Here is a 22,062-nt window from a genome sequence, read left to right on the forward strand (position 1 = left end):
CCGCGTGAGGGCGAGCGGCTGAGACGCTGCTCGCAGGAGCGCTTCACCACTCGCGGCGGCGCAACCGCAACCGGGCCAGCCGTCTAGATGCCGCGGGCGGCGGCGCGCACGCCATCGGCAAAGCCCTCTTCAAGCGCCGCTTCGACGCGCATCCGACACGCCTGCTCGTCCCCGAGCGCACGGGCGGCAGCATCCGCATCGGCGACGGCGTCGAGCTTGCGATTCCTGAAATACACGAGCCAGTTGGCACCGAGGCAGACCACGTTGACGAAGTACACGGCGAGCACCCAGTTGATCGAACCCGACGCGAACTTTGCGGCGATACCTGCCGCATACCCGATCGTGATCAAACCGATGAACTGCCAGCTCGTCCCCCTCGCCGTACCCGCTCTGTACGCCTTGAACGCATTGAGAGGCCACGAGAGTCCGAAGCAGACGAGCATTGCCGCTTCGAGAAATTCAGCCACGAAGAACCATCTCCTACCAAAAGGCGCGCCGATGCGCAGCCCTATCGATTGCATGCCAACGGACAGTACGCTACGCTTTTCTTTCAATACCGTCTAATATATTGTTTCTATCGTTATAATAAGTTTTATATTATTAATAAGCGAGGATCTCCTATGGAACTGCTGCAGTTGAAATATTTCCTCGAAGTGGCCGAAAGCCAGCACGTGACGAACAGCGCCAAGAAGCTCCACGTGGCGCAGCCCGCCCTCTCCCAGGCCATCCGTCGCCTCGAGCGCGAGCTCGGCGTGAATCTGTTCGAGCACACAGGCCGAAACATCAGGCTCACCCCCGCAGGAGCCTACCTCAAAGACAGGCTCGCGCCGGCCCTCGCGAGCATCGACGGCATCGCCCGCGATATCGCCGCCTTCTCGGAAAGCGAACGGCACACGGTTCGCATCGACGTCCAGGCTGCTTCGGGCATCGTCGTCGACGCAATCGCTCTCTACAGCGCCGAGCATCCCGACACCCGATTCCTCATCAGCCAGAACGAGCACGAGCCCCTGTGCGACATCCACGTGACGGCCCTCGCCTCCGACGGGTCGTTTCACGGGTTGAGCGCTTCGCCGCCCGACGCCGCCGTCGAAGCGACGTTTACCGAGCGCATCGGCATCGCCGTGGCAAGCCGCGGCCCGCGTCCTCCCGAACCCGCCGATCTGAGCGGTCTGGCCGAAAGCCGCTTCATCTGCCTCGCGGGATCGAGGGCCTTCCGGACGCTCTGCGACGAGCTTTGCGCGCTTGCGGGCTTCACACCGCACATCGCCTTCGAAAGCGACAACCCCTCGGTCGTGAAAAAGATGATCGGCCTCGGCCTCGGCATCGGATTCTGGCCCGAGCACAGCTGGGGCGACCTTTCGGACTACGAAGCGGATCTCGTCTCCCTCGCCGATACTCGCTTTGCGCGGACCATAGCCATCGTGGATTCGGACGGCGAACAATCCCCCGAAGCAAGGCGGTTCGAGGAGTTCCTCATCGGGCATATCGGGAGAATCTGGGAAAAGGAAAGCGGGCAGTGCGCCTGAAGCGCACCGCCCGCTCGGGCATGCTCTCGTCTACGCACCGACCCACGAGCCGAGAATAAAGGCCAACCCGCGCGTCGGCCCAAGAAACCGACTGCACAACAACCTGCGCGTCAGCCTACGAGCCGATTGCGCACCAACCCGTCCGTCGGTCTACGAGCCGAGGATGCGGGCTGCGACCTGTTTCTTACGGCTCAGGATGCCCGGCATCCACGTACCGCCCACGCCCGTGCACTTGATGTTGAACACCCGATCCACGATGCGACGGTTGCCCTCGCACAGAAACTGGCTGCCCTCCGCCATGATGTCGGTCACCATGAAAAGCACGAACTCATAGCCGTTGTCGTCTTTGAGCTGGCGCATATAGGCTCGGATCTCGTCCTCTCGCTCCATGACGGCGGGCAGATCGACCGTCTCGTGCTGCGCGATGAGCACGGTCGAATCGCCGAGTTGGAACTCCTTGGAATCCGCGCCGACGAGCTTATCGACCGGCAGGTTATCCTCGCCGCCACGACACTTGAACACGGCAAGACCGAACTCGGTCGCCTCGACGCCCGCCAAGGCGGCAAGGCGCTCGGCCTGCTCGCGGTCGAACGAGGTCGCCGTGGGCGACTTGAGGATGACGGTATCGGTCATGACGGCGGAAAGGAGGACCGCCGCGATGGATTTCGGGATCTCGACGTCGTGACGTTCGAACTCCATGGCGACGATGGTCGCCGTGGAACCGACCGGCAGGTTCAGAAACTGGATGGGATTCACGGTGGACACATCGCCGATGCGGTGATGGTCGACGATTTCGACCACGTCGGCCTCCTCGATACCGCGCACGGCCTGGCGCGTCTCGTTGTGGTCGACGAGGATGACCTTGCGCCTCGGACGCGTAGCCACGTCGGAGCGGGTGACGATGCCGATGCAGTAACCGTCGTCGTCGAGCACGACCGCCTCGCGCAGAGCGCTTGCCATAAGGTCCTCGACGGCCTCGTTGAGCAGGCCTTCCTTATCGAGCACGAGCACATCGGTCTCGGTCATCTCGTCGACCTTCTGACCGAGCGACGCAATGAGGTCGCCCGCAACCGCCATGCTGTTGGAGCCGTCGCCCTCGAGCGCATCGGTAGCCGAGATGTAGCGCTCGGCGATCATGCGCGTGGTGATGAGGCCGTGGTAGGTCCTATCGTCGTTCACCACGACGAGCGAGCGGATGTTGTGCTTGCGCAGCAGACGCCCTGCCTCGAGCAGCGTCGCGGTACGCGGAATGGAGATGGGGTTCGGTGTCATGACGTCGAGCACGCGCGCGTGGATGTGGCTCAGTATCGCGGGGGCCGCGATGCCGTTGCCCTCGAGCACCCAGGCGGTTTCGGGGGGCATGGGGCCGAGGCGCATGGGCACGTACTCCGCCGGCGCCTTGCCGGATCGCGCTGCTTCTCGCTTGGCCAGCTCGTTTTTCAGATATGCGTAGCCGACCGCCGCGCTGATCGAATCGTTGTCGGGGTTGCGATGTCCTACGATGACGATAGGTGCCGTCATGCTCTGTGCTCCTTGCATTGGTGTATCGGGGTTTTCTGCATGCACGCCCTCGGGCGAAACGTTAGCCATTGTAGCTGGTTCACGCGAAAATGCGCGTCATGTGAAGCATTCATCATAAATCGATTCCGCGTACGGTCTTCTGCCGCGCGCTGCGGCTCGTTGCCGGCCTGCTGCCGGGCGCATGCTGCCTTTCGGAGTGCCCCGCCCTGCGCCGCGTACCCGCTCTACGTCACGCGCGCCCGTCACGTGCGCCCAACCCATCACGCGTCCCCGCCTGCGCCCCGCCCATCACGCGCACCCGGCCCGCGCCGCGCGGCTCGTCTCGTCACGCGCCCCCATAAAAGCAAGGACATACCGTATGGAATCGGGGCACTTGGGTGCAAGATTTTTCGGTTATGCGAACCGAAAGGCGGAAAACCAGCCCGCGCGTCTGTTCCTGCGTATGCGCAGGCGCGCCGATCAAGGCGTTTTCCCTGGTGGCAAGTCGAACTCGCCGCAATAGCGGTCAAACAACACGCCCCGATCACGCACAACCGAAAAAACTTGCACCGACCCGAGGGTTTTTCCCGCACTGCGTTTCAGACGCTGCACGCAGACGCATCCGCACAGCGTTCGCCCGCGCCCCATCGGGTGAGCGATTTTTCGGCGAGAGCCAGACGTTCGGCAACCGAGCGCCGCAGCGCCACACACTCCCGCACGCAATGCTTCCTACCCGCCGTTGCACGCGGCCGGATATCCGCTTGCCGAGCGGCGTTACGATTCGATGGAGACGCCCGCGGTCGTGATACGATGGCCGCGTATTCGAAACCACTTCCAAGGAGGCCTCAATGGACACCTTGAGCATACGCGACATCATCGGCCCCATCATGGTCGGGCCCTCGAGTTCGCATACCGCAGGAGCGCTGCGCATCGCCTACATGGCGCGCAGGCTCTGCCTCGCGGAACCACGATCCGTCGAGTTCTCGCTTCTCGGATCGTTCGCCCACACGCTCGTCGGCCACGGCACCGACAAAGCGCTCGTCGGAGGCATGCTCGGCCTCGATACCGACGATCTGCGCATCCGCGATTCGTTTCAGCTCGCCCGCGAAGCGAACATGGCGTTCTCGTTTACGCCCGAACCCGATGCCGAGTACGACCACCCTAACACCGTCGACATCCGCATCATCGACGCAGACGGCAACGAGATGAGCATCCGCGGCGAGAGCATCGGAGGCGGTGCAGCTGTCATCAGGCGCATCGACGGCATCGACGTCGAAGTGACCGGCGAGAAGACGAGCATCGTGATCCGTCAGCACGACGAAGCGGGCGTGTTGGCCCATATCGCCAAAAGCATCAGCGATCAGGGCGTCAACATCGCCACAACCCGCATGTACCGCGAGCGAAAGGGCGATGCCGCCTACACTATCCTGGAAACCGATCAGGCGGTCTGCCCGGAAATCAAGACCGCCATCGAGGCGCATCCCGCAATCCGCGACGTGCGCATCATTCCCGGTGACAGCGCAACCGGCGTCTCGAAAGACGATGCAGCCGATGTCGAAGCGGCCCAAGCGCGCTTCGAGGAGCTCGATTTCCCCCACGGTGCCGCCATGCTCTCCTACTGCGAAGAGAGCGGCATGTCCATTTCCGAGGCGTTTTTAAAACGCGAGGACGCGCTTGCAGCCAGCCTCGGCTACGCGAGCGACACCGACGGCTACCTCGACGAGGCGCTCGCCGTTATGAGGCAATCGGCAACGCGGCCCCTCGAAGAGCCCCTCCCCTCTATGGGAGGATTGATCGGCGGCGAAGCGCTGAAACTCTCCGCACTGAGAAGGCTCGGGGGCAACCTCTGCGACGATCAGCTTTCGCTCGCCATCGCCTACTCGATGGCGGTGCTCGAGACGAACGCCTCGATGGGACGCATCGCCGCCGCTCCCACGGCAGGCTCGGCGGGCGTGATCCCCGGCGTGCTCCTGGCCCTGCAGGACAGCAGGGGCTTCAGCGACGACGATCTGAAGCGAGGGCTCGCCTGCGCCGGCGCCATCGGCTACCTCATCACGCGCAACGCCACGGTATCGGGAGCCGAAGGAGGCTGCCAGGCCGAAATCGGCTCGGCGGCCGCAATGGCCGCAGCAGCAGCCGTCGAACTCGCTGGGGGGACGCCCGCGCAGTGCTTCGCCGCCGCAAGCAACGCGCTCACCAACATGATGGGGCTCGTATGCGATCCGATCGCCGGGCTCGTGGAAGTGCCCTGTCAGAAGCGCAACGCCTCGGGCGCGGCAACGGCGCTCGTGAGCGCGCAGATCGCGCTCGCAGGCATCGGCAACCTCGTCAACTTCGACGAAACGGTCGAAGCCATGCGCAAGGTAGGCCGCTCGCTGCCGTTCGAGCTGCGCGAAAGCGCCCTCGGCGGCATAGCCGCAACGCCCGCCGCCTGCGGCTTCTGCGCCTCGTGCACACCGGGGATGAGCTGCTCGTAGGAGAGCGCCAACGTCCCTCAGCGAATCTGCTTTGCTTGCTGATCGAACTCGTCATCAACATGATTGACGAGTTCGAGCAGCTCGGAACGCAGATGGATTCCGAGCTTCTGGTAGATGCTCTTGATGTGCGACTTGACCGTGTTCTCCGATACGTAGAGCTTCTCCGAGATGCCGTGAACCGTGCGCCCCTGGGCAAGAAGCACGAATATCTCCTGCTCTCTGGCTGTTAGCTGATGAGTTGACGCGATCTCCTCGCAGCGAGCGGAAAACCACTGCTCCTCGCGCACGACCAACTGAGGAGCGGGCGTCGCAGGCTCCTCCAGGGCAAGCCCTTTGTCTTTGAACAGAAACAATGAAAGCATGGAGAGCAGATACAGCGAGACGAGCGCTATTACCGTCAGCATGATTCCGCCGGAAGTGATGCTCGACGCATTGAAGAACCCGACGAGCACGCCGAGCAGCTGCGCGGCATTCGTACACGCCAAAGCGGCGGCGAATACGAGCGGTGAGGGCAATCGGGTGTCTCGCGCCATGTCGGCTAGCATGCACCACAGAATGATGCTAGCCACCATCGATCCAAGCTGGGCGAACGCATTGACGATCCCCCCTGCCGCGTTCCAGAGTATCGGCAGAAGAAGAAAGCCCGCCGCGGAAAGCGGCAAAGCCATCTTGTAGAGACGACTCAGGTTCGGCGGCTTCGAGACCACCAGCACCGGAACAAGGAGGATCGCCACGACGATCCCGCTCGACACGATCGAGGTTTCCTGCACCGTCGAAAGCGGCAGTTCTTGCTGGCCCGATATTTGCATCATCATCCCGCTCATGAAACAGAACACCATCGTCCCGAACACCGGACGCCACAAGCGCGACGCAGCACTTTTGGCAACGGGAAGCGAATATTCGCTCACCGCCGGAACCCGAATCGAAATCGACCGCTTCACGCACACCGAAGAAATCACAAAGAGAACCGCCGTGGCCGGGATGACCAACGCAGGGGGCAGAAGCGTCATGAGAAAATAGATCACCAAGCTCGCCATATTGCTGAGCAGGACAAAGAGGTAAACGCTCCGCAGCGTAAACGTTTTGCAGAATCGCGCCCACAAAAGGACCATGAGGGCATCCCCCGCGCCGAGACACACGCCGCCGAACATCAGCCAAGGCAGAATGCGACCGAATTCCACGTCGATGGAAAACTGCAGCGCCATACCGCAAACGAGGAAACCGAACAACGCCACTCCGCAGGCGACAAGCACGGAAACAAGCGTATCGGGTCCCGTACTGCGCAACGAAAAGAAAGCGATGGCCACGAAAACACATACTCTCGAGCCGAGGACGGTTGCAAGAAAGAGAGTCTGCGAAACGGCATCGAGGGCGGAGGCGGGAGCGAACAGCGTAAAGGAATGGAAAGCCATGTACGAGAAAACGAGGTAAAGCGCATATCCCCCGAAACACAAAGCATCCCGCAAAGCAACGTTACGCATGTTTGTAAGCAAGCGCTTCATAGTCCCCTTCCTGTCTTGCCACAGTATACCTGCCGGAATGCAAACGAGAGTCGATTTATCTCTATCCCACTTCTATATCACCCGTTTCAGGTGGCCTAGACCAGCACTTTCGCAAAAATCACCCGCCTTCGGAGGAGGTTTGCACAAGCGCTGAGGGAGTACTGTTCGGTTCGCGGCCGCATCGAATGGGCCGCAAATAAGCAAGAACAGAAACTAAGGAGGGTATCATGAAAGCAAACCGCATCGAACTGTCGCGTCGTTCCTTCATCGGCCTGGGCGCAGCGGCCGCAGTCGCAGCAGGCGCAGGACTCGCTGGCTGCGCTCCAGCCGATAAGGCCGCCCAAGGAGGCGCAGCAACCGAGGCTGCCGCTGGATCGACGGCGACCAATCCGTCCGAATACACGCCGCCATTCCTCGCCAAGCCCGAAGTCCCCGCAAACGTTGCGGAAGAAAAAGACTGCGACGTGCTTGTGCTCGGACTCGGGCTAGCAGGCATTGCGGCATCGCGCGCCGCCGCCGAAGCGGGCGCTCGCGTCATCGGCGTTGAAAGGCAAGACGATATCGGCGTAGTCGGCATGGCCGGCGCATTCGGCGTCGTCAATTCCAAAATCCAAAAAAGCATCGGCATCGAGTGGGCGCCGAAGGCCGATATTGTCAATCAGCTCATGAAGGACATGTGCTACCGTCCCAACCCTGATTTCCTCAACTACTGGTACGACCATTCGGGCGAAGCCTTCGACTGGTTTGTCGAGGGAGCCGACTACGAGCTCGTAGCAAAAACCGCCGACAACAAAACTACCGACAACCCGAACTTCCTCCGCCCCATCTTCTGGCCCCCGCTTGAGGGCTACGACTACAAAACGGAGTACTACCCGTTCTTCCACGGCACCATCAACCTCAACCCCAATATGCAATGGGGCTGCGAGAACTGCCGCGACAAAGCGCTCGCCGCCGGCGCCGAGTTCCTGTTCGGAACATTCGCCGAGCAGCTCATCGTCGACGAATCGACCGGCGCCGTCACAGGCGCGTACGTGCATGACGCCAAGGGAGAAACGTATACGCGCATCAACGCACAAGCGGTCTGTCTCTGCACGGGAGACATGGGCGGCAACAAGGAAATGCGCCACTACTACGCCCCTCAGGCCGACGAGTTCGCTTCGTTCTACAGCGAGGTCGACGTAAACGGCGATTTCTGCAACACCGGTGACGGGCAGCGCATGGGGGTATGGGCGGGAGCCCACATGGAACTCGGACCCTATGCGCCGATGACGCACCACATGGGCGGCGCTTTGGGCGTCGATGCCTTCCTGCAGCTCAACATGGAAGGCAACCGGTTCATGAACGAGGACATCCCCGGCCAGAACATCGCCGACCAGCTATCCCGCCAGCCCGTCTCCCCCGATCCCGAGCTCGCAGCCCTCGGCACCAAATCGTGGCAGATATTCGACGCCAACTGGAAAACGCAGTTAGCGGCACAGGGAACCGGACACGGATTCGTCAACTACTACATCTCCGACGACGAAAAAGACCAGTACAAAACCGTTCTCGAAGGATTCGCTCTCGGATACACCACCGATGAGATGGTAGAGGGCGCCGTCACCCTGAAGGCCGATACGATCGAGGAGCTGGCCGAGGGAATGGGCCTTCCCGTCGAGAACGTGAAGGCATCCATCGAACGGTACAACGAGCTTGCCGCGAAGGGCATCGATGAGGATTACGGCAAGATCGGCAGCCGCATGTTCCCCGTCGATACGCCGCCCTTCTACGCCTGCCGTTTCGATTCCGCAGGTATGCTCGTGCTCATGGGCGGGCTCGAATGCGACACCGACCTGCATCCCCTCGACGAAAACGGAGACCCCATCAAGGGCCTGTACGTCGCAGGTAACACCCAGGGCGGGCGCTACCTGGTCGAGTACCCCGTGACCGTTGGCGGTCACAGCCTCGCATGCGCCCTCACGTTCGGCAAACTTGCAGGCGAAAACGCAGCCGCAGGCATCTAAACGACGCCTTTGCCCTGCGAGCGGCAACCGAATCGCTCGATAGCAGAAACGCCCCCGCGTCAGTCGATGCGGGGGCGTTTTCAGTCGCTTGCCCGCCGCCCGCTCGGCCAATCCCCATGCGGGCTTTTCGGTCCCTACCCGATCTTCACGATGGGTGCATAATCCTTCAGGAGCTTCTTGGTTGCGCCGGTCTTCGCGAACCTGATGTGGAGCGTGTCGCCGTCGACCTTCACGACCTTGCCGCGTCCGAACGTCTTGTGGTCGACGGTATCGCCGACTCCGAACGACATGCTCGCGGCAGCCTTCTTCCCCGTATCGCGCACGAACCCCGAATACGAGCTGCGCGTTGCACGGCTCGACGGGCCCGAAGCGCTCGACTGGCCGAACACGCGACCGCCGCCCGCCTCGGTTCCCGATCCGGCGATGCCCTTGCGGCTACCCCGTTTCTCCCAGCCCGTGCCCTCGAAGCCCGACGAGCCGAGGCCCGTTGTCTGACGCAGCTCGCTCGGGATCTCGGCGATGAAGCGCGAGGTGGGATTCGCCTGCGTCTGGCCGAATATCTGGCGCGCGTAAGCGCACGTGAGGTAGAGCTTCTTGCGGGCGCGCGTGATAGCCACGTAGGCGAGCCGGCGCTCCTCCTCGATGCCGCTCGGATCGCTGGTCGAGTTCATATGGGGAAAGAGCGTCTCTTCCATGCCGCCCACGAACACGCAATCGAATTCGAGACCCTTCGACGAGTGCACCGTCATGAGCGTGACCGCCGTGCCATCGTCCGACATGGTGTCGAGATCGGTACGCAGCGTCACCCATTCGATGAAGTCGGCGAGCGAGTTGGCCGAAAGCACGCGGACGGGGGCGTCCTCGTCCTGCCCGACGCCGATGGACAGCTGTACATCGCCGCCCTCGCCCAGGACGACGGCCTCAAGTGCGCCCGCGTCGTTCGCTTCCGCGAGCGCTTGGCCACCCGCGGTGGGTGCAGCGTATTCCGCATCGCTCTCGTCGTGGGTGTCGGTGTACTCGTCGACAACACCGAGGAACTCCTGGATGTTCTCGACGCGCCCGCGCGCTTCGTCGGTGTCTTCGGCGATGAGCGCCGAGATGAGGCCGCTCTTGTCGATGATGGCTTCGACCACCTTGCGCAGGTCGCCGCCGTAGGTGCCCGCGTCCTTGATCAGGCCGACGAATTCGCCGAGCGCCTTGCGCGTTGCGAGCCTGACGCTCTCGTCGCCGATCACGAGCTCGGCCGCCTCCATGAACGTCATGCGGTTCTCGCGCGCTTCGCGGTCGATGAGCTCGATCGTGGTCTTGCCGATGCCGCGGCGCGGCACGTTGATTACGCGTTTTGCCGCCATGTCGTCGGCGGGGTTCACCACGAGCGTCAGATACGCCATAACGTCGCGGATCTCCGCGCGATCGAAGAAGCGCGTGCCGCCGACGATGCGGTACGGCACGCCTGCGCGCACGAGCATATCCTCGATCATGCGACTCTGCGCGTTGGTGCGGTAGAACACGGCGATCTGGTTGTACGAGAACCCCTCGGCCTTGCGCTTCTCTATCTCGCCTGCGATCCAGCGGCCCTCGTCGCGCTCGTCGGAGGCCATGTACACCGAAATCTTGTCGCCGTCGCCCTCCGAGGTGAAGAGTTTCTTGGCCTTGCGATGCTGGTTATTGGCGATAACCGCGTTGGCTGCGGCGAGGATGTTGCCGACGCTGCGGTAGTTCTGCTCGAGCTTGACGGTATGGGCCTCGGGATAGTCGTTTTCGAACTCGAGGATGTTGCGGATGTCGGCGCCGCGCCACGAGTAGATGGACTGGTCGTCGTCGCCCACCACCATGATGTTCTTGTGCTTGGCGGCCAGAAGCGTCGTGATGGAGTACTGCGCGTGGTTCGTATCCTGATACTCGTCCACCATGAGGTAGCGGAAGCGGTCCTGATAGGCCTCGAGCACGTCGGGATGGTTCTTGAGCAGCAGGTACGCGTAGAGCAGAAGGTCGTCGAAATCGAACGCGTTCGCCGCGCGCAGACGCTCCTGCAACCGCGTGTACACGCGCGCCGCCACCTTCGCGATGGGATCGGCCGCCTGCGCCTCGAAATCGCCCGGCACGATGAGCTCGTTCTTGGCCGTGGATATGCGGTTCCTCAGGGCGTTCACCGGATAGCGCTTCGGATCGATATCGAGCTCGGCCATGATGTCCTTGAACAGGCGCTTCGAATCGTCGTCGGCGTAGATGGTGAACGCTTTGGTAAAGCCGAGGCGCTCGGCATCGGCGCGCAGCATGCGCACGCACATGCTGTGGAACGTCGACACCCACATGCCGCGGGCAGCAGGCCCCACAAGCGCGCCCAGGCGCTCGCGCATCTCCGCCGCTGCCTTGTTCGTGAACGTGATCGCGAGAATCCGCCACGGGGCGACGTCCTTGTTCTCGATGAGGTTCGCGATGCGGTACGTGAGCACGCGGGTCTTGCCGCTGCCCGCCCCCGCGAGCACGAGCAGCGGGCCCTCGGTGCAGAGGACCGCCTCTTTCTGGGCAGGGTTCAGAGAATCGATGTCGATTGGCATAGGACGCGCTTTCTTTCGAAACGTTGCTGTAGTCAGAAGGTGTATTCTACCGCTTCTTGGACTCAGAGGGGCGGGCTGCGTGAGAAATGCAGACCTATGGATTCGACAGGCCTTGCTGCATCCTCCGCACGCGCGGGGTCAATGCCGTGGCCGGGTACCCGCGCCTCATCGCCTGAAATCAGCAGTCCGCACAACGCTCGACGAAGATCAGGTGCCTAGAACCCCGAACGGTCACCATGTTGACCCCGATTTCGGGCATCCAGCAGCAAATCGGCGAACTCGTGGCAGGAAAACGGACTTATTCGTCATCGCCAGAGCCCTTCCTCGCAACCCGTTTCCCAGCCATCTTTCTGATCAGGCGAAAGAGAATGGCTCGACGTAGCGGAGGATGGCTTCGCCTCCAAGGGGGCTTTAAACGACGAATAACTCCGTTTTCCTGCCGCGAACAAGGGGATCCGGAGCAAAGCCGAGGACGACACATCCCGCAACCCCGCACGCAAGCGTGCCGCCCGATGTCCCGGGCGGCACGTCGTACACGGTTCGTTGTTACCGCGCTCTACACGATCTTCTTGCCGAACACGGCGGCAATTTCGCGGAGCTCTGCCACCAGATCGGTAAATTGGGCGGGCGTGAGCTGCTGCGGACCGTCGGAGAGGGCCTTGGGCGGATTGGGATGCACCTCGATCATGATCGAATCGCATCCGACCGCAACGGCCGCCTTCGCAAGCGACGGAACGAGGTCGCGCACGCCGGCCGGATGCGACACGTCCACGCACACCGGGTAGAGGCTCTGCTTGTGGATGACGGGTACGGCCGATATGTCGAGCGTGAAGCGCGTAGCCGTCTCGAACGTGCGGATGCCGCGCTCGCACAACACGACGTTGTCGTTGCCCTCGGCGGTCAGGTAATCGGTGGCGGCGAGCCATTCGGCAATGGTGCCGGCGAACCCGCGCTTGTAGAGCACCATCTTGTGCGATTCGGCCGTGACGATACCGATGTTCTTCAGCAAGCTGAAGTTCTGGAAGTTGCGCGCACCTACCTGCAGGCCGTCCACGTACGAGTGCACAAGCTCGCAGTGCGCGGAGTCCATCACCTCGGTGAGGGTCTTAAGGCCCCACTTCTCGCCCGACGCCTTCATGATCTGAAGCGCTTCCTCACCCAGGCCTTGGAACGAGTGCGGGTTGGTGCGCGGCTTGAACGCGCCGCCGCGGACCCACGTGAGACCGAGGCCCGCGATGCATTCGGCCACTTCGTCGAATTGTTCTTCGGATTCGACGGAGCACGGCCCGGCGAAGATGGTGATCTCGTCCGTGCGCGTTCCGTAATCCGGCAGTTTGGTTGCTATCTGCTCGTTCATACTGACGGGGTCTCCTTCATAACTTTGAGGATACTGGCATATATCTCACGCAGGTTCTCGTTATACAAAGGACCCTCGTTGTAGCCGTCGACCCGCTCGAAGATCTCCTCTTCTCGCCTCGCGTCATACAAGCCCAGATGAGCACCGGGCTTGAGACCACGGATGACCAGCGAATGGCCCGCGCGCTTGTTCAGCAGCGAGACGATTTCGCGATCGATCTCATCGATCTTTGCACGATGTTCTTGGATTTGCGCGAGTACGCTGTTTTCTTCAGACATCGGCTTTCCTTTCAGATTCACAAAAAACGGTAACGAGCAAGGCGCATCACGCAGTGGCCAGGCTGAAAACCGCGACCGAAACGCAAGAGCGCCCTCGTGTGGGCATCATGATAGCAAAAGCCGCGCAGCGCACGGGGCGGACGGGGAAAGTTCACGGAGAAGTTCGCATGAGGAAACACTCGAGCCGAAGAGCAGCGTCCGATCGGAAAAGAGCGCAGATGCCCTCGGGAGCCATCGGCGGCACACACGGAAACGCCCGTTTCCGCGGAGGGATGCGGAAACGGGCGCGCAGGCTGGGCTACCGACTGATAGGTTAGTTCTCCTTCATGTACTTCACGGCGTGGCGCGAGAAGGTGAGGGTGCGACCGCACGCGCATCCGATGATGTACTCGGGATAGTTATCGGCGAACAGGCTGCCCGAGCAGTCGCCCGCGCAGTACAGGCCTTCGATGACCTCTTCGTTCTCGTCGAGCGCCTGCATATTGGCGTTGATCTTGATGCCGTCGACCGTGGTGAGGTAGCAGGCTCCGAACCAACCGCCGTAGAACGGGGCGGTACGCAGCGCGGACAGGCGGAAGGCCTCCTTGCCGTAGTCGTCGTCGCTCTGCTGGTCGTACAGCTCGTTGTAACGGTCGACCTGCGCGAGGAAGTTCTCCTTGGCCTCGCCTGCGAACCCGAGCATGTCGGCGAGCTCTTCGATCGTGTCGGCCTTGAACACGGTGCCGCCCTCGATCTGCTTCGCGAACATCTCGTCGGGCGTGACGCCCGCTGCGAACTGCTGGGCGATGCCCTTCGAGCAGCCGACGGTGGAGAAGCGCTCGACGTCCTCGACGATGTTTCCGTCCCACACCTCGCACCACACGCCGCCGGGGCGGTTGCTCGAGGCGAAGCACACGGCCTCGTACGGCGACGCCTCGTTGACGAAGCGCTTGCCCGTGCGGTCGACCTTCATGAACGGCTGCGTACCCACGTTCGACTGGAACACGTTGCCGGGAAGCGCGGCGTCCTCGAGGTACATGTGCTGCACCATGGGCGTGTAGTGGAGCTGCTTGTCGAACTTCTCGGTATCGACGGTAGCCGTCAAACCGAGCGACGCCTCCATGATCGGATCGAGGTAGGAAAGCATTTCGGCGGATTCGTTGATCCACACCTTCCACACGTCCATGTCGCACTTGTAGGACGCGTAGCGTGCGAGCTCGTTGATGAGCTCGCCATGGTCGATCTCGACGCCCGCGGCCTTCTGCTGGGCGGTGTCGACTGCGCCGATCCAATGGCGCGTGCTCTGCGGCTTGTCGTTCTTCTCGCAGATGATGAAATCGACGCCCTCGTCGGTCGCCGTTGCGGCCGCCATCATGCCGCCGTTGCCCGCGCCCACGATGAGCACATCGGTGGTCTTCGTCTCGACGATATCGCCCTCGGAGACGTCGGGGGCGCTGCCGAGCCAGTCGGCCTGGCCGCCCGCAGCCGCCGCACCCGAAGCGCCTTCAGCCGCCTGGGCGGAGCCGTTCGACCCCGATCCGTTCTGCTGCGGCGAGCATCCCGCAAGGCCGGCCACGGCGCCGACACCCGCAATGCCCGCAAGCCCAAGAAAGCTGCGGCGAGAAATGCCACTTTTGGTTTCGATTCCCATATCCTTGTTCTCCCTTTCGTGTTTTCCGACGCAGCCGCTCGGATGCGCCGATACCCGTATCCGACCCGGCCGGCTCATCGCTATCGCCGGGTTCGCTGTACGGCCCCCATTATGGAAATCGCCTCGGTTTCGCCATCACCCAGACGAGGGGAGATTTACGTTTCTGCTGATCAGATATCTTAAGAGCACGCTATCAAGAGCATTTTTCGGAAAACGGAATTTTTCTAAGCTCAGCTGAACCCGAGAGGCGGGCAGACAAAACCGCATCGTTAACCTTTGCTATACTTGCCGGGGAAGGAGACCTCCTTGGAATACACGCAGCAAGAAGATACTGCAGCCGAAAACGGATCGAACCGACGGCTTCTGGATGAAATCGCAAACGCACGGTGGGTGCGCTGCTTTGCGGCGCTCGTTCTCCTGTTTCTTGCAACATGGCTTCTCAACCAGTACGTATTCCCCCGGTTCACCCTCGTCTACGGCATGGCGCGCGAGTTTGCCACGGTAAGCTCGTTTACCACCAACCTCGTCGTCGCCATCGCAGCCTCCCTGCGACCGAACATCTTCGAACCCCGAAAGCTTGCCGGCTTCGCCGTCCTCATCGGAGCCGTCGGCCTCGCCATGGTTGCGGCGGGTCTTGCTTCGGCGAACCCCACCGTCCTCACCATCGGCTCCATCGCGATGAACGCCGGCCGCGCACTCGCGTCGGTGCTCGCCTGCATCGTGCTCATATCGCTCAGCCCCCGAGCGGCAGCGGTGGGCATCGCCGGCAGCCTCGCCACCGCCTACGTGCTGCGCATCGCGTTCGTCGCGCTGCCCGGCGAGGTCGGCACGATCGCATTCGCGCTCTCCCCCTTTGCCATCATCGCCCTCGCCTACCCCTCGGCCCGCCCGATACTCGAACGCATCCGCACCAACCCCGGCGCCTCGACGCTCGCCCTCACCGAGCCGCGTGCGTTTCTCCCCTACTCGCACATCCTGTTCGTCTCGTTCTTCGTGTTCCGCATCGCTTTCGGGTTCTCGCTCATGTTCGGCGAATCCGACGGTATGCCGCAGTTCACCCTCCTCGCGCTCCTGCCTCTCGCCGTCGTGGCCGTGCAAACGCTCGTTGCGGGCAAGGCCGCACCTGCCGACATCCTCTACCAGGTGGCATCGCTGTTCGTTCTCGCCGGATTCCTCTGCGTGCTCGTTCCGCAGTTCGAAGGAACCGCCGCCCCGAACATTCTGCTTGCGGCGGGATCCGATTGCTTTACGGTGCTCGTATACTACGCCCTCGCTGCAATCGGCCGGCGCAATCCGCTCCACGCGCTGCCGATATTCGCATGGGGCCAGTTCGCTACCGGAGCCGGATCGCTCGTGGGAACCTCGCTCGGGCACCTGACCAACGGGCTGCTCGTCGACCAACCGCTGCTCGTGCCGGGCGCCGTCGTGCTCGTAGTGCTCGCGTTCTCGGCATTCAACCTGCTCGTTCTGCGCACGTTCAGCTTCGAGAAGACCATCGAGGGCATCGAGTCGGTACCCCTGCTCGAGCCGACCGCCGAGCCCGAAAGCGACCGCTCCGATGCGATCGAGGCCCAATGCGCCCGCATCGCCGAGCGCTTCGCGCTCACCGAACGCGAGACCGACGTGTTCAAGCTGCTGGCGAAAGGCCGCAACGTGCCCTTCATCGAGGAGGAGCTTGTGATCTCGCGCAACACCATCAAAACGCACATCAAGCATATCTACCAGAAGATGGACCTGCACTCCCAGCAGGAGCTCATCGATATGGTGGAGACGTACTGAAGAAAGGCGCTCGCACGCACGTTAGGCCCGATCGAACTGCGCTTCGACCATCGAGCATCCGTCGAACAGCGCCGCAAAAAAGCCGCCCGCACTGCGGACGGCCCTGAAAGCTTGCATGCGCAGCAGCCTTACGGCAGCATACCCATCGACTCGAAGAAGAAGTACCCGAGCACGAGCACGCCCACGACGATGCGGTACCAACCGAACGCCGTGAAGTCGTTCTTCTTGATGTAGCCCATGAGGAAGCGGATGGCGACGATGGACATGGCGAACGCCGTTACGATGCCCACCACGAGCACGACGATCTCCACCTGGGTCATGGCAAGGCCCGCCATCACGAACTTGACCACCTTCACCAGCCCCCAGCCGAGCATGACGGGAATGGCCAGGAAGAACGTGAATTCCGCCGCCGCGGTACGCGAGCAGCCGCACAGCATGCCGCCGATGATGGTGGCGCCCGAGCGGCTCGTACCCGGTACGATGGCGAGCACCTGGAACAGCCCGATCTTGAGCGCGGTCCTCCAATCGATGTCGTCGACATCGGTCACCTTGAAGAGCGCCTCTTCGGCCGCGTCTCCCACATCGCCCGGCTCGACGCGCGCATGACGGCCGCGCGGGGCGGCAACCATGGCCTCGGCCTGGCGCAAGCGCTTGCGGTTGCGGCGCTCGAGCACGATGAAGACGATGCCGTACAAGATGAGCATCGCGGCCACGACGACCTTGTTGTAGAAGTGCTCGTTTACCCAATCATCGAGCGCGAAGCCGAAGATCGCGGCGGGAATGCAACCGATCACGACCATCCCCCACAGCCGCCACGTGCTCTTCTTCTCGGGTGCGCTCTTGCGCGACGAGAAGGGGTTGAGCTTGTGGAAGTACAGGATGAGCACGGCGAGGATGGCGCCGATCTGGATCACCACGAGGAACAGGGCGAGGAACTCTTCCGATACCTGCAGCTTGACGAACTCGTCGACGAGGATCATGTGGCCGGTCGACGAGATGGGAAGCCATTCGGTGATGCCCTCGACGATGCCGACGAGGAAGGCCTTGAGCGCTTCGATAATCATACGTTTGAATACCTTTTACTTTTTGCCGGAATTGTCTTGCAGCGATGCGATGGCGAGCAGGGCGACCGAGACGCACAGGCCGAGGATGACGAACGTCTTATCGTCCTGGCCGAGGATGACCGACCCGAACGCGACAACGGCGATGACGAGCGCCGCGAGCTTGCACACGTACGAGATGCGGTTGTTGAAGGACTCGTGCAGGTCCTTGCGTTTATCCTCGTCTATTTCCACTCGCTTTTTGTCCATGCGCTGCATTGTACACGACGACCCCGCAAGCCGCGAAAAATACACCATGATGTCATCCTGGGATGGGGTCTTTCTCTGCGCCCTTTGCGGACCGCTTCTTGACTCCCAGCAAAGCCATGAGCTCGTTTCGGGAATTGACGGCGAGCTTCGCATAGATGTGGCGGATGTGCGTCTTCACCGTGTTGTTGCTGATACTCAGCTCGCCGGCGATCTGCGAGAGGTGCTTTCCCCGGGCGATGAGGAGCAGGATCTCGCTCTCGCGCGCCGTGAGGCCGTGATCGTCGGCAAGCTCCTTGCACTTGATGCCCAGGCGGTTCTTCTCCATGTAGAGTTCCAGATCGTCGGCTATGGGATGCTTGAGCACTACGCCCCATTGCGAGGTGACGTGCTTTTCCGAGAAGAACACGCACATGACGGCGACGAGCGAGCCCGCCATGACCACCAGTGCAAGCGACTGGGCGAAATCGGGAAGCGCGGTCGAGTTCACGATGTTCTCGCCGACGAGCCGTCCCGTTTGGGACGATGCCATTCGGATGGCCCGCTCGATCGCGAAGATCCAGAGCGCGCAGACCCCGTAGCGGTAGCACAGGTTGCTCATGATGGCCATGATGAGCAACAGCAGTATGGTGTAGCTCGCCAACGCGCAGAAATCCGCGATCGTCGACCACTCGGCCACGACCCCGTCCAAAGGCGCAAGCGATACGATCATAAGGGGCATGGCCATCTTCCAGAGCAACGAGAAATCGAGCTTCTCGCCGAAGCGGCTCACGAGCAGATACACCACGAGCGCGCCCGCGAACGCGCCCATGCCGGAGTTCATCGACAGGGTGTTCGAGAAAACGCCGCCGCGCATGCCGTACACGAACGAGTAGATGCCGATAACCAGCACCGGTTTCCACGGGAAGAGGAAGTCGTGCTGGTATGCGGGCGGGTACGCATCGAAGGGCAGCCTCGTGTACGATCGCCAGAGGCACAGCAGCGAGACCACGGGCACGACGCACGTCCCCACCCACAGCCACGGCAGCAAAAGCCCCTTGAACATCCAGAGAACGATGCAGCTGACGACGATGCCCGCAGCATAGTAGCCGACAACGCGCACAGGATTGATGCAGCCGAAAAACTCCGACCAGAGCATGAGGATGAGCGCAACGCCGACCGAGCCGGATATGACGGCCGGCAGCCTGAGGGCGGACGCCAGCTCGGGATAGTAGATGGATGCGAAATTGATACACACCGCGCTTATCATCGCCACGAACGTCACAACGATCGCCCACGGATGCGTGTACAGGGGCGCAATTCTTTTGGCGAAAACCGCTAAAAGGACAAGAATGAAGGCCGAGAGGTAGTCGAACAGCGCGTAGGCGTCGAAAAACGACACCAATGTACCGAAAGAAAGCGCGGGAAAATCGACTTGCGAGTTGGCATACAGGGTTTCGGTCCATACGCGAAAGATGCCCATTCCCATAAAACAGAACGGAACCGGGAAGAAGCTCTTCCACAGTTTTTCGGCTTGAATGCTGAACGATACGGTCTCCCGAGCCATCTGCACCACCCTCATATCCGGTCGCATAACCCAACTTTTCTGCAAAAGGGTGACAAAATCCCCGAGAAATCACCCAGAAGAAGCAGCGTGTTGCGATTTCAAAAAAAAGCACGGGGTGACTAACCTTTTACCTGTTGCGTAAAGGGATACGCAGCGCCCCGGGCACGATCAAACGTTATAGCACGAAACAGGGATTTTGCACGGGGGACGCTTAGAGGAACGGAGGCTACTATGAGGGATCTTTCGAGGCGCAGTTTTTTAAAGGGAGCACTGGCAAGCGGTGCGGCCGTTGCCGCCGGAGCCGGCTTGGCCGCCTGCTCGCCCGCAAGCCCTTCGGCATCTGCCGAGGATACGCAGAAGTCCGACGGCGCGGCAACCGCAACGGAAGGCGGACGGTGGAGCTGGTCTAAAAAGCCCGAGCCCATCACCGATTTCGTCGAGACCTACGACGCCGACGTCTGCATCGTCGGATTGGGCGCTGCCGGAGCGCCGTCGGCCATGTACGCAGCCACCCACGGGCTGAACACCGTCGTTCTGCAGAAGGGAAACGCCGCGATCTCGAACGGCTGGTGCGCCAACGCCATCAACAACAAGGTGTGGCTCGAATCGGGCGGAGAGCCGTTCGACACCGGCGAGCTGTACGCCGATTTCGCCGAGATCTCGAACGGCCGCGACAACGGGAAGCTGGTCATGAACTTCCTGAACCGCGGCGGCGAAGTGATGAACTGGATCCTCGACAACACCACGGAGCTGACCCCCGTCGTCGTCGAAAAGGGCCAGACCCTCGGATGGTACGTCGACAACGATTTTTCGACCCGTTACGCCCAGTACGCAGAGCTCCTCAAACTCATGGGAGACAAGGCCGAAGCCGCAGGCGCCACCATGCTGTGGGACACGCCCGCCGTGCAGCTTATCACCGACGAGAGCGGTGCGGTGACCGGCGTCATCGGGCAGAACAAGAAGGGCGAGTACGTACGCGTCAACACCTCCAAGGGCGTCTTGATGGCATGCGGCGACATCTCCGACGACGAGGAGATGCTCGAATGCTACGCTCCCCTCTTGCTCGGCGTGCACAACATGCATGGAGCCCCCAACAACACCGGCGATGCCGTGAGGATGGGCTCGTGGATCAACGCGCAGATCACGCCTGCGCCCCACGCGCTCATGATGCACTTCGACCCCACGTGGCTGCCCGAGGGCAACGCGCCCTTCTCCGGCATCCCGTGGCTGCGCGTGAACAAGAAGGGCGAGCGCTTCGGCAACGAGGACGCACCCTACCAGGGCGTTGTGCAGGCGGTGGCGGCGCAGCCCGAGAAGCTCGCCTTCCAGATCACCGATTCGCACTGGATGGACCACATCGACGACATGCCCAACCCCAACAGCCACAGCCGCGAGACGGCCGACCCCGCAAACGATTGGGCGAAGGCCGTGAAGGGCGGGGCCATCATCGAATCCGACACGCTTGAAGGCCTAGCGGACGCCTACGACATCGACAAGGAGACCTTCCTTGCGACCGTCGAGCGCTACAACGAGCTGTGCGAGAAGGGCGTCGACGAGGACTTCGGCGTCAAGGGCGAGTTCATGGGCTACAACGCCATCAAGGAGCCCCCATTCTACGCCATCAAGCGCGCTCCCGGCGTGCTCGCGACCGTCGGCGGCCTGCAGGTCGAAGAGCACAGCCGCGTGCTCAACAACAACGGCGACGTCATCAAGGGTCTGTGGGCGGCAGGAGACTGCGGCGGATCGTTCTACGGCCACGAGTACCCCATGGTGCTCCCCGGCGGCTCGATCGGGCGCGGTTTCATCCTCGGCGTCCTTTCCATCAAGGACATGATGGACGACTTCGATAGCGTGACCGCATAGAGGTTGATGCATACGGCGGCCCGGCGGGACCCCTCCCTCACCGGGCCGATCGTGGGCTCCGCTCACGAATCCTTGCCGCTGGCTTGGCCCGAGAAGAGCGTAATCCCCACGCACACCAGGCCGATGCCCAGTAGGGTGAATCCCGTGCGCATGTCGAGCGACCCCAATATCGACAGCACGAGCACGGCCACCCCCATCGCCAAGGCGACCGCCTTGAAAGCGAGCACGATGATGCGCTCTGCCTCCTTTCGGATGCCGCCCGCCTGCGATTTCGACTTGACCCGCATGAGCTGGTCGACCGAGACGTCGAACACCTCCGCGAGCTTTGGCAGCAGGTTGATGTCCGGACACGACACGTCCCGCTCCCATTTCGAGACGGCCTTGTCGGTCACGCCCATTTTCTCCGCCAGCTCGAGCTGGGCCATTCCGTGTTCTTTCCTCAGCGACGCGATCATCGCTCCAAGCGTTTGGGTGCTCATGGGCTCATTCCTCGGTTTCGGGTCGGGTTCGCCGCTTCTGCAGCAATCGCATCGTATCACTTCTTGCGAGTTCGCCCGGGCGACCGCCAGTTGAGTTGGGTAGACCTCTGGTTTACCTTGGGGTGAACTGCGTAAACGGCTGGGTTCAGGATGCCGGGCGACCGAAGGTGCGCATTGTTTCCCCAGGTTGCTTTAGCGTTTGGGCGAGCGCCCTTATTGCGGAATGATGGCGGGCAGCAACGAAGCATGGCTTTGAA

Annotated in this window: 16 protein-coding genes; 5 read left to right on the forward strand and 11 right to left on the reverse strand. The window is 62.0% G+C overall.

The genetic code is table 11. The annotated features are described in order from the left end of the window. Positions 1-83 precede the first annotated feature (83 nt). Entirely contained in the window at positions 84-467 is a 384-nt protein-coding gene (locus MWL89_RS11330; RefSeq protein ID WP_244386090.1) for a hypothetical protein, read from the reverse strand. 153 nt (positions 468-620) lie between these two features. On the opposite strand from MWL89_RS11330, the gene MWL89_RS11335 reads away from it, so the two are divergent. Next, positions 621-1,526 (forward strand): LysR family transcriptional regulator, encoded by a 906-nt coding sequence (locus MWL89_RS11335; protein ID WP_102377588.1) that lies wholly within the window; start codon positions 621-623, stop codon positions 1,524-1,526. Positions 1,527-1,676: 150 nt separating this feature from the next. Here the strand turns inward: MWL89_RS11335 and MWL89_RS11340 are convergent, their stop codons facing one another. Further along, complete coding sequence (locus tag MWL89_RS11340) at positions 1,677-3,047, reverse strand: putative manganese-dependent inorganic diphosphatase (RefSeq protein WP_244386091.1); 1,371 nt, start codon at positions 3,045-3,047, stop codon at positions 1,677-1,679. An 827-nt stretch (positions 3,048-3,874) separates the two neighbouring features. Here MWL89_RS11340 and sdaAA point away from each other — a divergent pair. After that, positions 3,875-5,503 (forward strand): L-serine ammonia-lyase, iron-sulfur-dependent, subunit alpha, encoded by a 1,629-nt coding sequence (gene sdaAA, locus MWL89_RS11345; RefSeq protein WP_244386092.1) that lies wholly within the window; start codon positions 3,875-3,877, stop codon positions 5,501-5,503. Between the two features lie 17 nt (positions 5,504-5,520). On the opposite strand, the gene MWL89_RS11350 is transcribed toward sdaAA, so the two are convergent. Next, a complete protein-coding gene (locus MWL89_RS11350; protein ID WP_244386093.1) occupies positions 5,521-6,810 on the reverse strand; it encodes a helix-turn-helix domain-containing protein in 1,290 nt (429 codons plus the stop codon). Between the two features lie 422 nt (positions 6,811-7,232). Here MWL89_RS11350 and MWL89_RS11355 point away from each other — a divergent pair, with 422 nt between their 5' ends. After that, positions 7,233-9,005 carry an FAD-dependent oxidoreductase gene (locus tag MWL89_RS11355; protein WP_244386097.1) on the forward strand — a complete coding sequence of 591 codons (1,773 nt, stop codon included), beginning with the start codon at positions 7,233-7,235 and terminating at the stop codon, positions 9,003-9,005. 134 nt (positions 9,006-9,139) lie between these two features. On the opposite strand, the gene MWL89_RS11360 is transcribed toward MWL89_RS11355, so the two are convergent. The 4 genes from MWL89_RS11360 to MWL89_RS11375 all read right to left on the reverse strand — a co-directional run bounded on the left by MWL89_RS11360 (position 9,140) and on the right by MWL89_RS11375 (position 14,831). Next, a complete protein-coding gene (locus tag MWL89_RS11360; protein WP_244386099.1) occupies positions 9,140-11,566 on the reverse strand; it encodes an ATP-dependent helicase in 2,427 nt (808 codons plus the stop codon). Between the two features lie 556 nt (positions 11,567-12,122). Continuing rightward, on the reverse strand, positions 12,123-12,923 hold the full coding sequence (gene aroF, locus MWL89_RS11365; RefSeq protein WP_244386102.1) for a 3-deoxy-7-phosphoheptulonate synthase: 801 nt from the start codon (positions 12,921-12,923) through the stop codon (positions 12,123-12,125). Further along, positions 12,920-13,201: a chorismate mutase gene (locus MWL89_RS11370; protein WP_102377582.1), complete on the reverse strand. Its 282-nt coding sequence runs from the start codon at positions 13,199-13,201 to the stop codon at positions 12,920-12,922. Before MWL89_RS11370 ends, aroF begins: the two co-directional genes overlap by 4 nt. A 313-nt stretch (positions 13,202-13,514) precedes the next feature. Beyond that, positions 13,515-14,831 carry an FAD-binding protein gene (locus tag MWL89_RS11375; protein WP_244386107.1) on the reverse strand — a complete coding sequence of 439 codons (1,317 nt, stop codon included), beginning with the start codon at positions 14,829-14,831 and terminating at the stop codon, positions 13,515-13,517. A 306-nt stretch (positions 14,832-15,137) separates the two neighbouring features. Here MWL89_RS11375 and MWL89_RS11380 point away from each other — a divergent pair, with 306 nt between their 5' ends. Further along, positions 15,138-16,610: a helix-turn-helix transcriptional regulator gene (locus MWL89_RS11380; protein WP_244386108.1), complete on the forward strand. Its 1,473-nt coding sequence runs from the start codon at positions 15,138-15,140 to the stop codon at positions 16,608-16,610. Positions 16,611-16,738: 128 nt separating this feature from the next. Here MWL89_RS11380 and MWL89_RS11385 read toward each other — a convergent pair whose 3' ends face one another. Genes MWL89_RS11385 through MWL89_RS11395 form a run of 3 tightly spaced genes read right to left on the reverse strand, consistent with a single transcriptional unit; the run spans position 16,739 to position 19,463 of the window. Next, positions 16,739-17,674: an undecaprenyl-diphosphate phosphatase gene (locus tag MWL89_RS11385; protein ID WP_244386109.1), complete on the reverse strand. Its 936-nt coding sequence runs from the start codon at positions 17,672-17,674 to the stop codon at positions 16,739-16,741. Positions 17,675-17,689: 15 nt separating this feature from the next. Then, positions 17,690-17,920 (reverse strand): hypothetical protein, encoded by a 231-nt coding sequence (locus MWL89_RS11390; RefSeq protein ID WP_244386110.1) that lies wholly within the window; start codon positions 17,918-17,920, stop codon positions 17,690-17,692. A 52-nt stretch (positions 17,921-17,972) separates the two neighbouring features. Next, on the reverse strand, positions 17,973-19,463 hold the full coding sequence (locus MWL89_RS11395; RefSeq protein ID WP_244386111.1) for a helix-turn-helix transcriptional regulator: 1,491 nt from the start codon (positions 19,461-19,463) through the stop codon (positions 17,973-17,975). A 231-nt stretch (positions 19,464-19,694) separates the two neighbouring features. Between MWL89_RS11395 and MWL89_RS11400 the strand changes: the two genes are divergently transcribed. Further along, positions 19,695-21,326, forward strand: a complete 1,632-nt coding sequence (locus tag MWL89_RS11400) for an FAD-dependent oxidoreductase (RefSeq protein WP_244386112.1) — start codon at positions 19,695-19,697, stop codon at positions 21,324-21,326. Between the two features lie 62 nt (positions 21,327-21,388). Here MWL89_RS11400 and MWL89_RS11405 read toward each other — a convergent pair whose 3' ends face one another. Then, entirely contained in the window at positions 21,389-21,805 is a 417-nt protein-coding gene (locus MWL89_RS11405) for a helix-turn-helix domain-containing protein (protein WP_244386114.1), read from the reverse strand. Positions 21,806-22,062 lie beyond the last annotated feature (257 nt).

This window comes from Raoultibacter timonensis (assembly GCF_022845715.1).
GTDB classification, from domain to species: Bacteria; Actinomycetota; Coriobacteriia; order Coriobacteriales; family Eggerthellaceae; genus Raoultibacter; species Raoultibacter timonensis.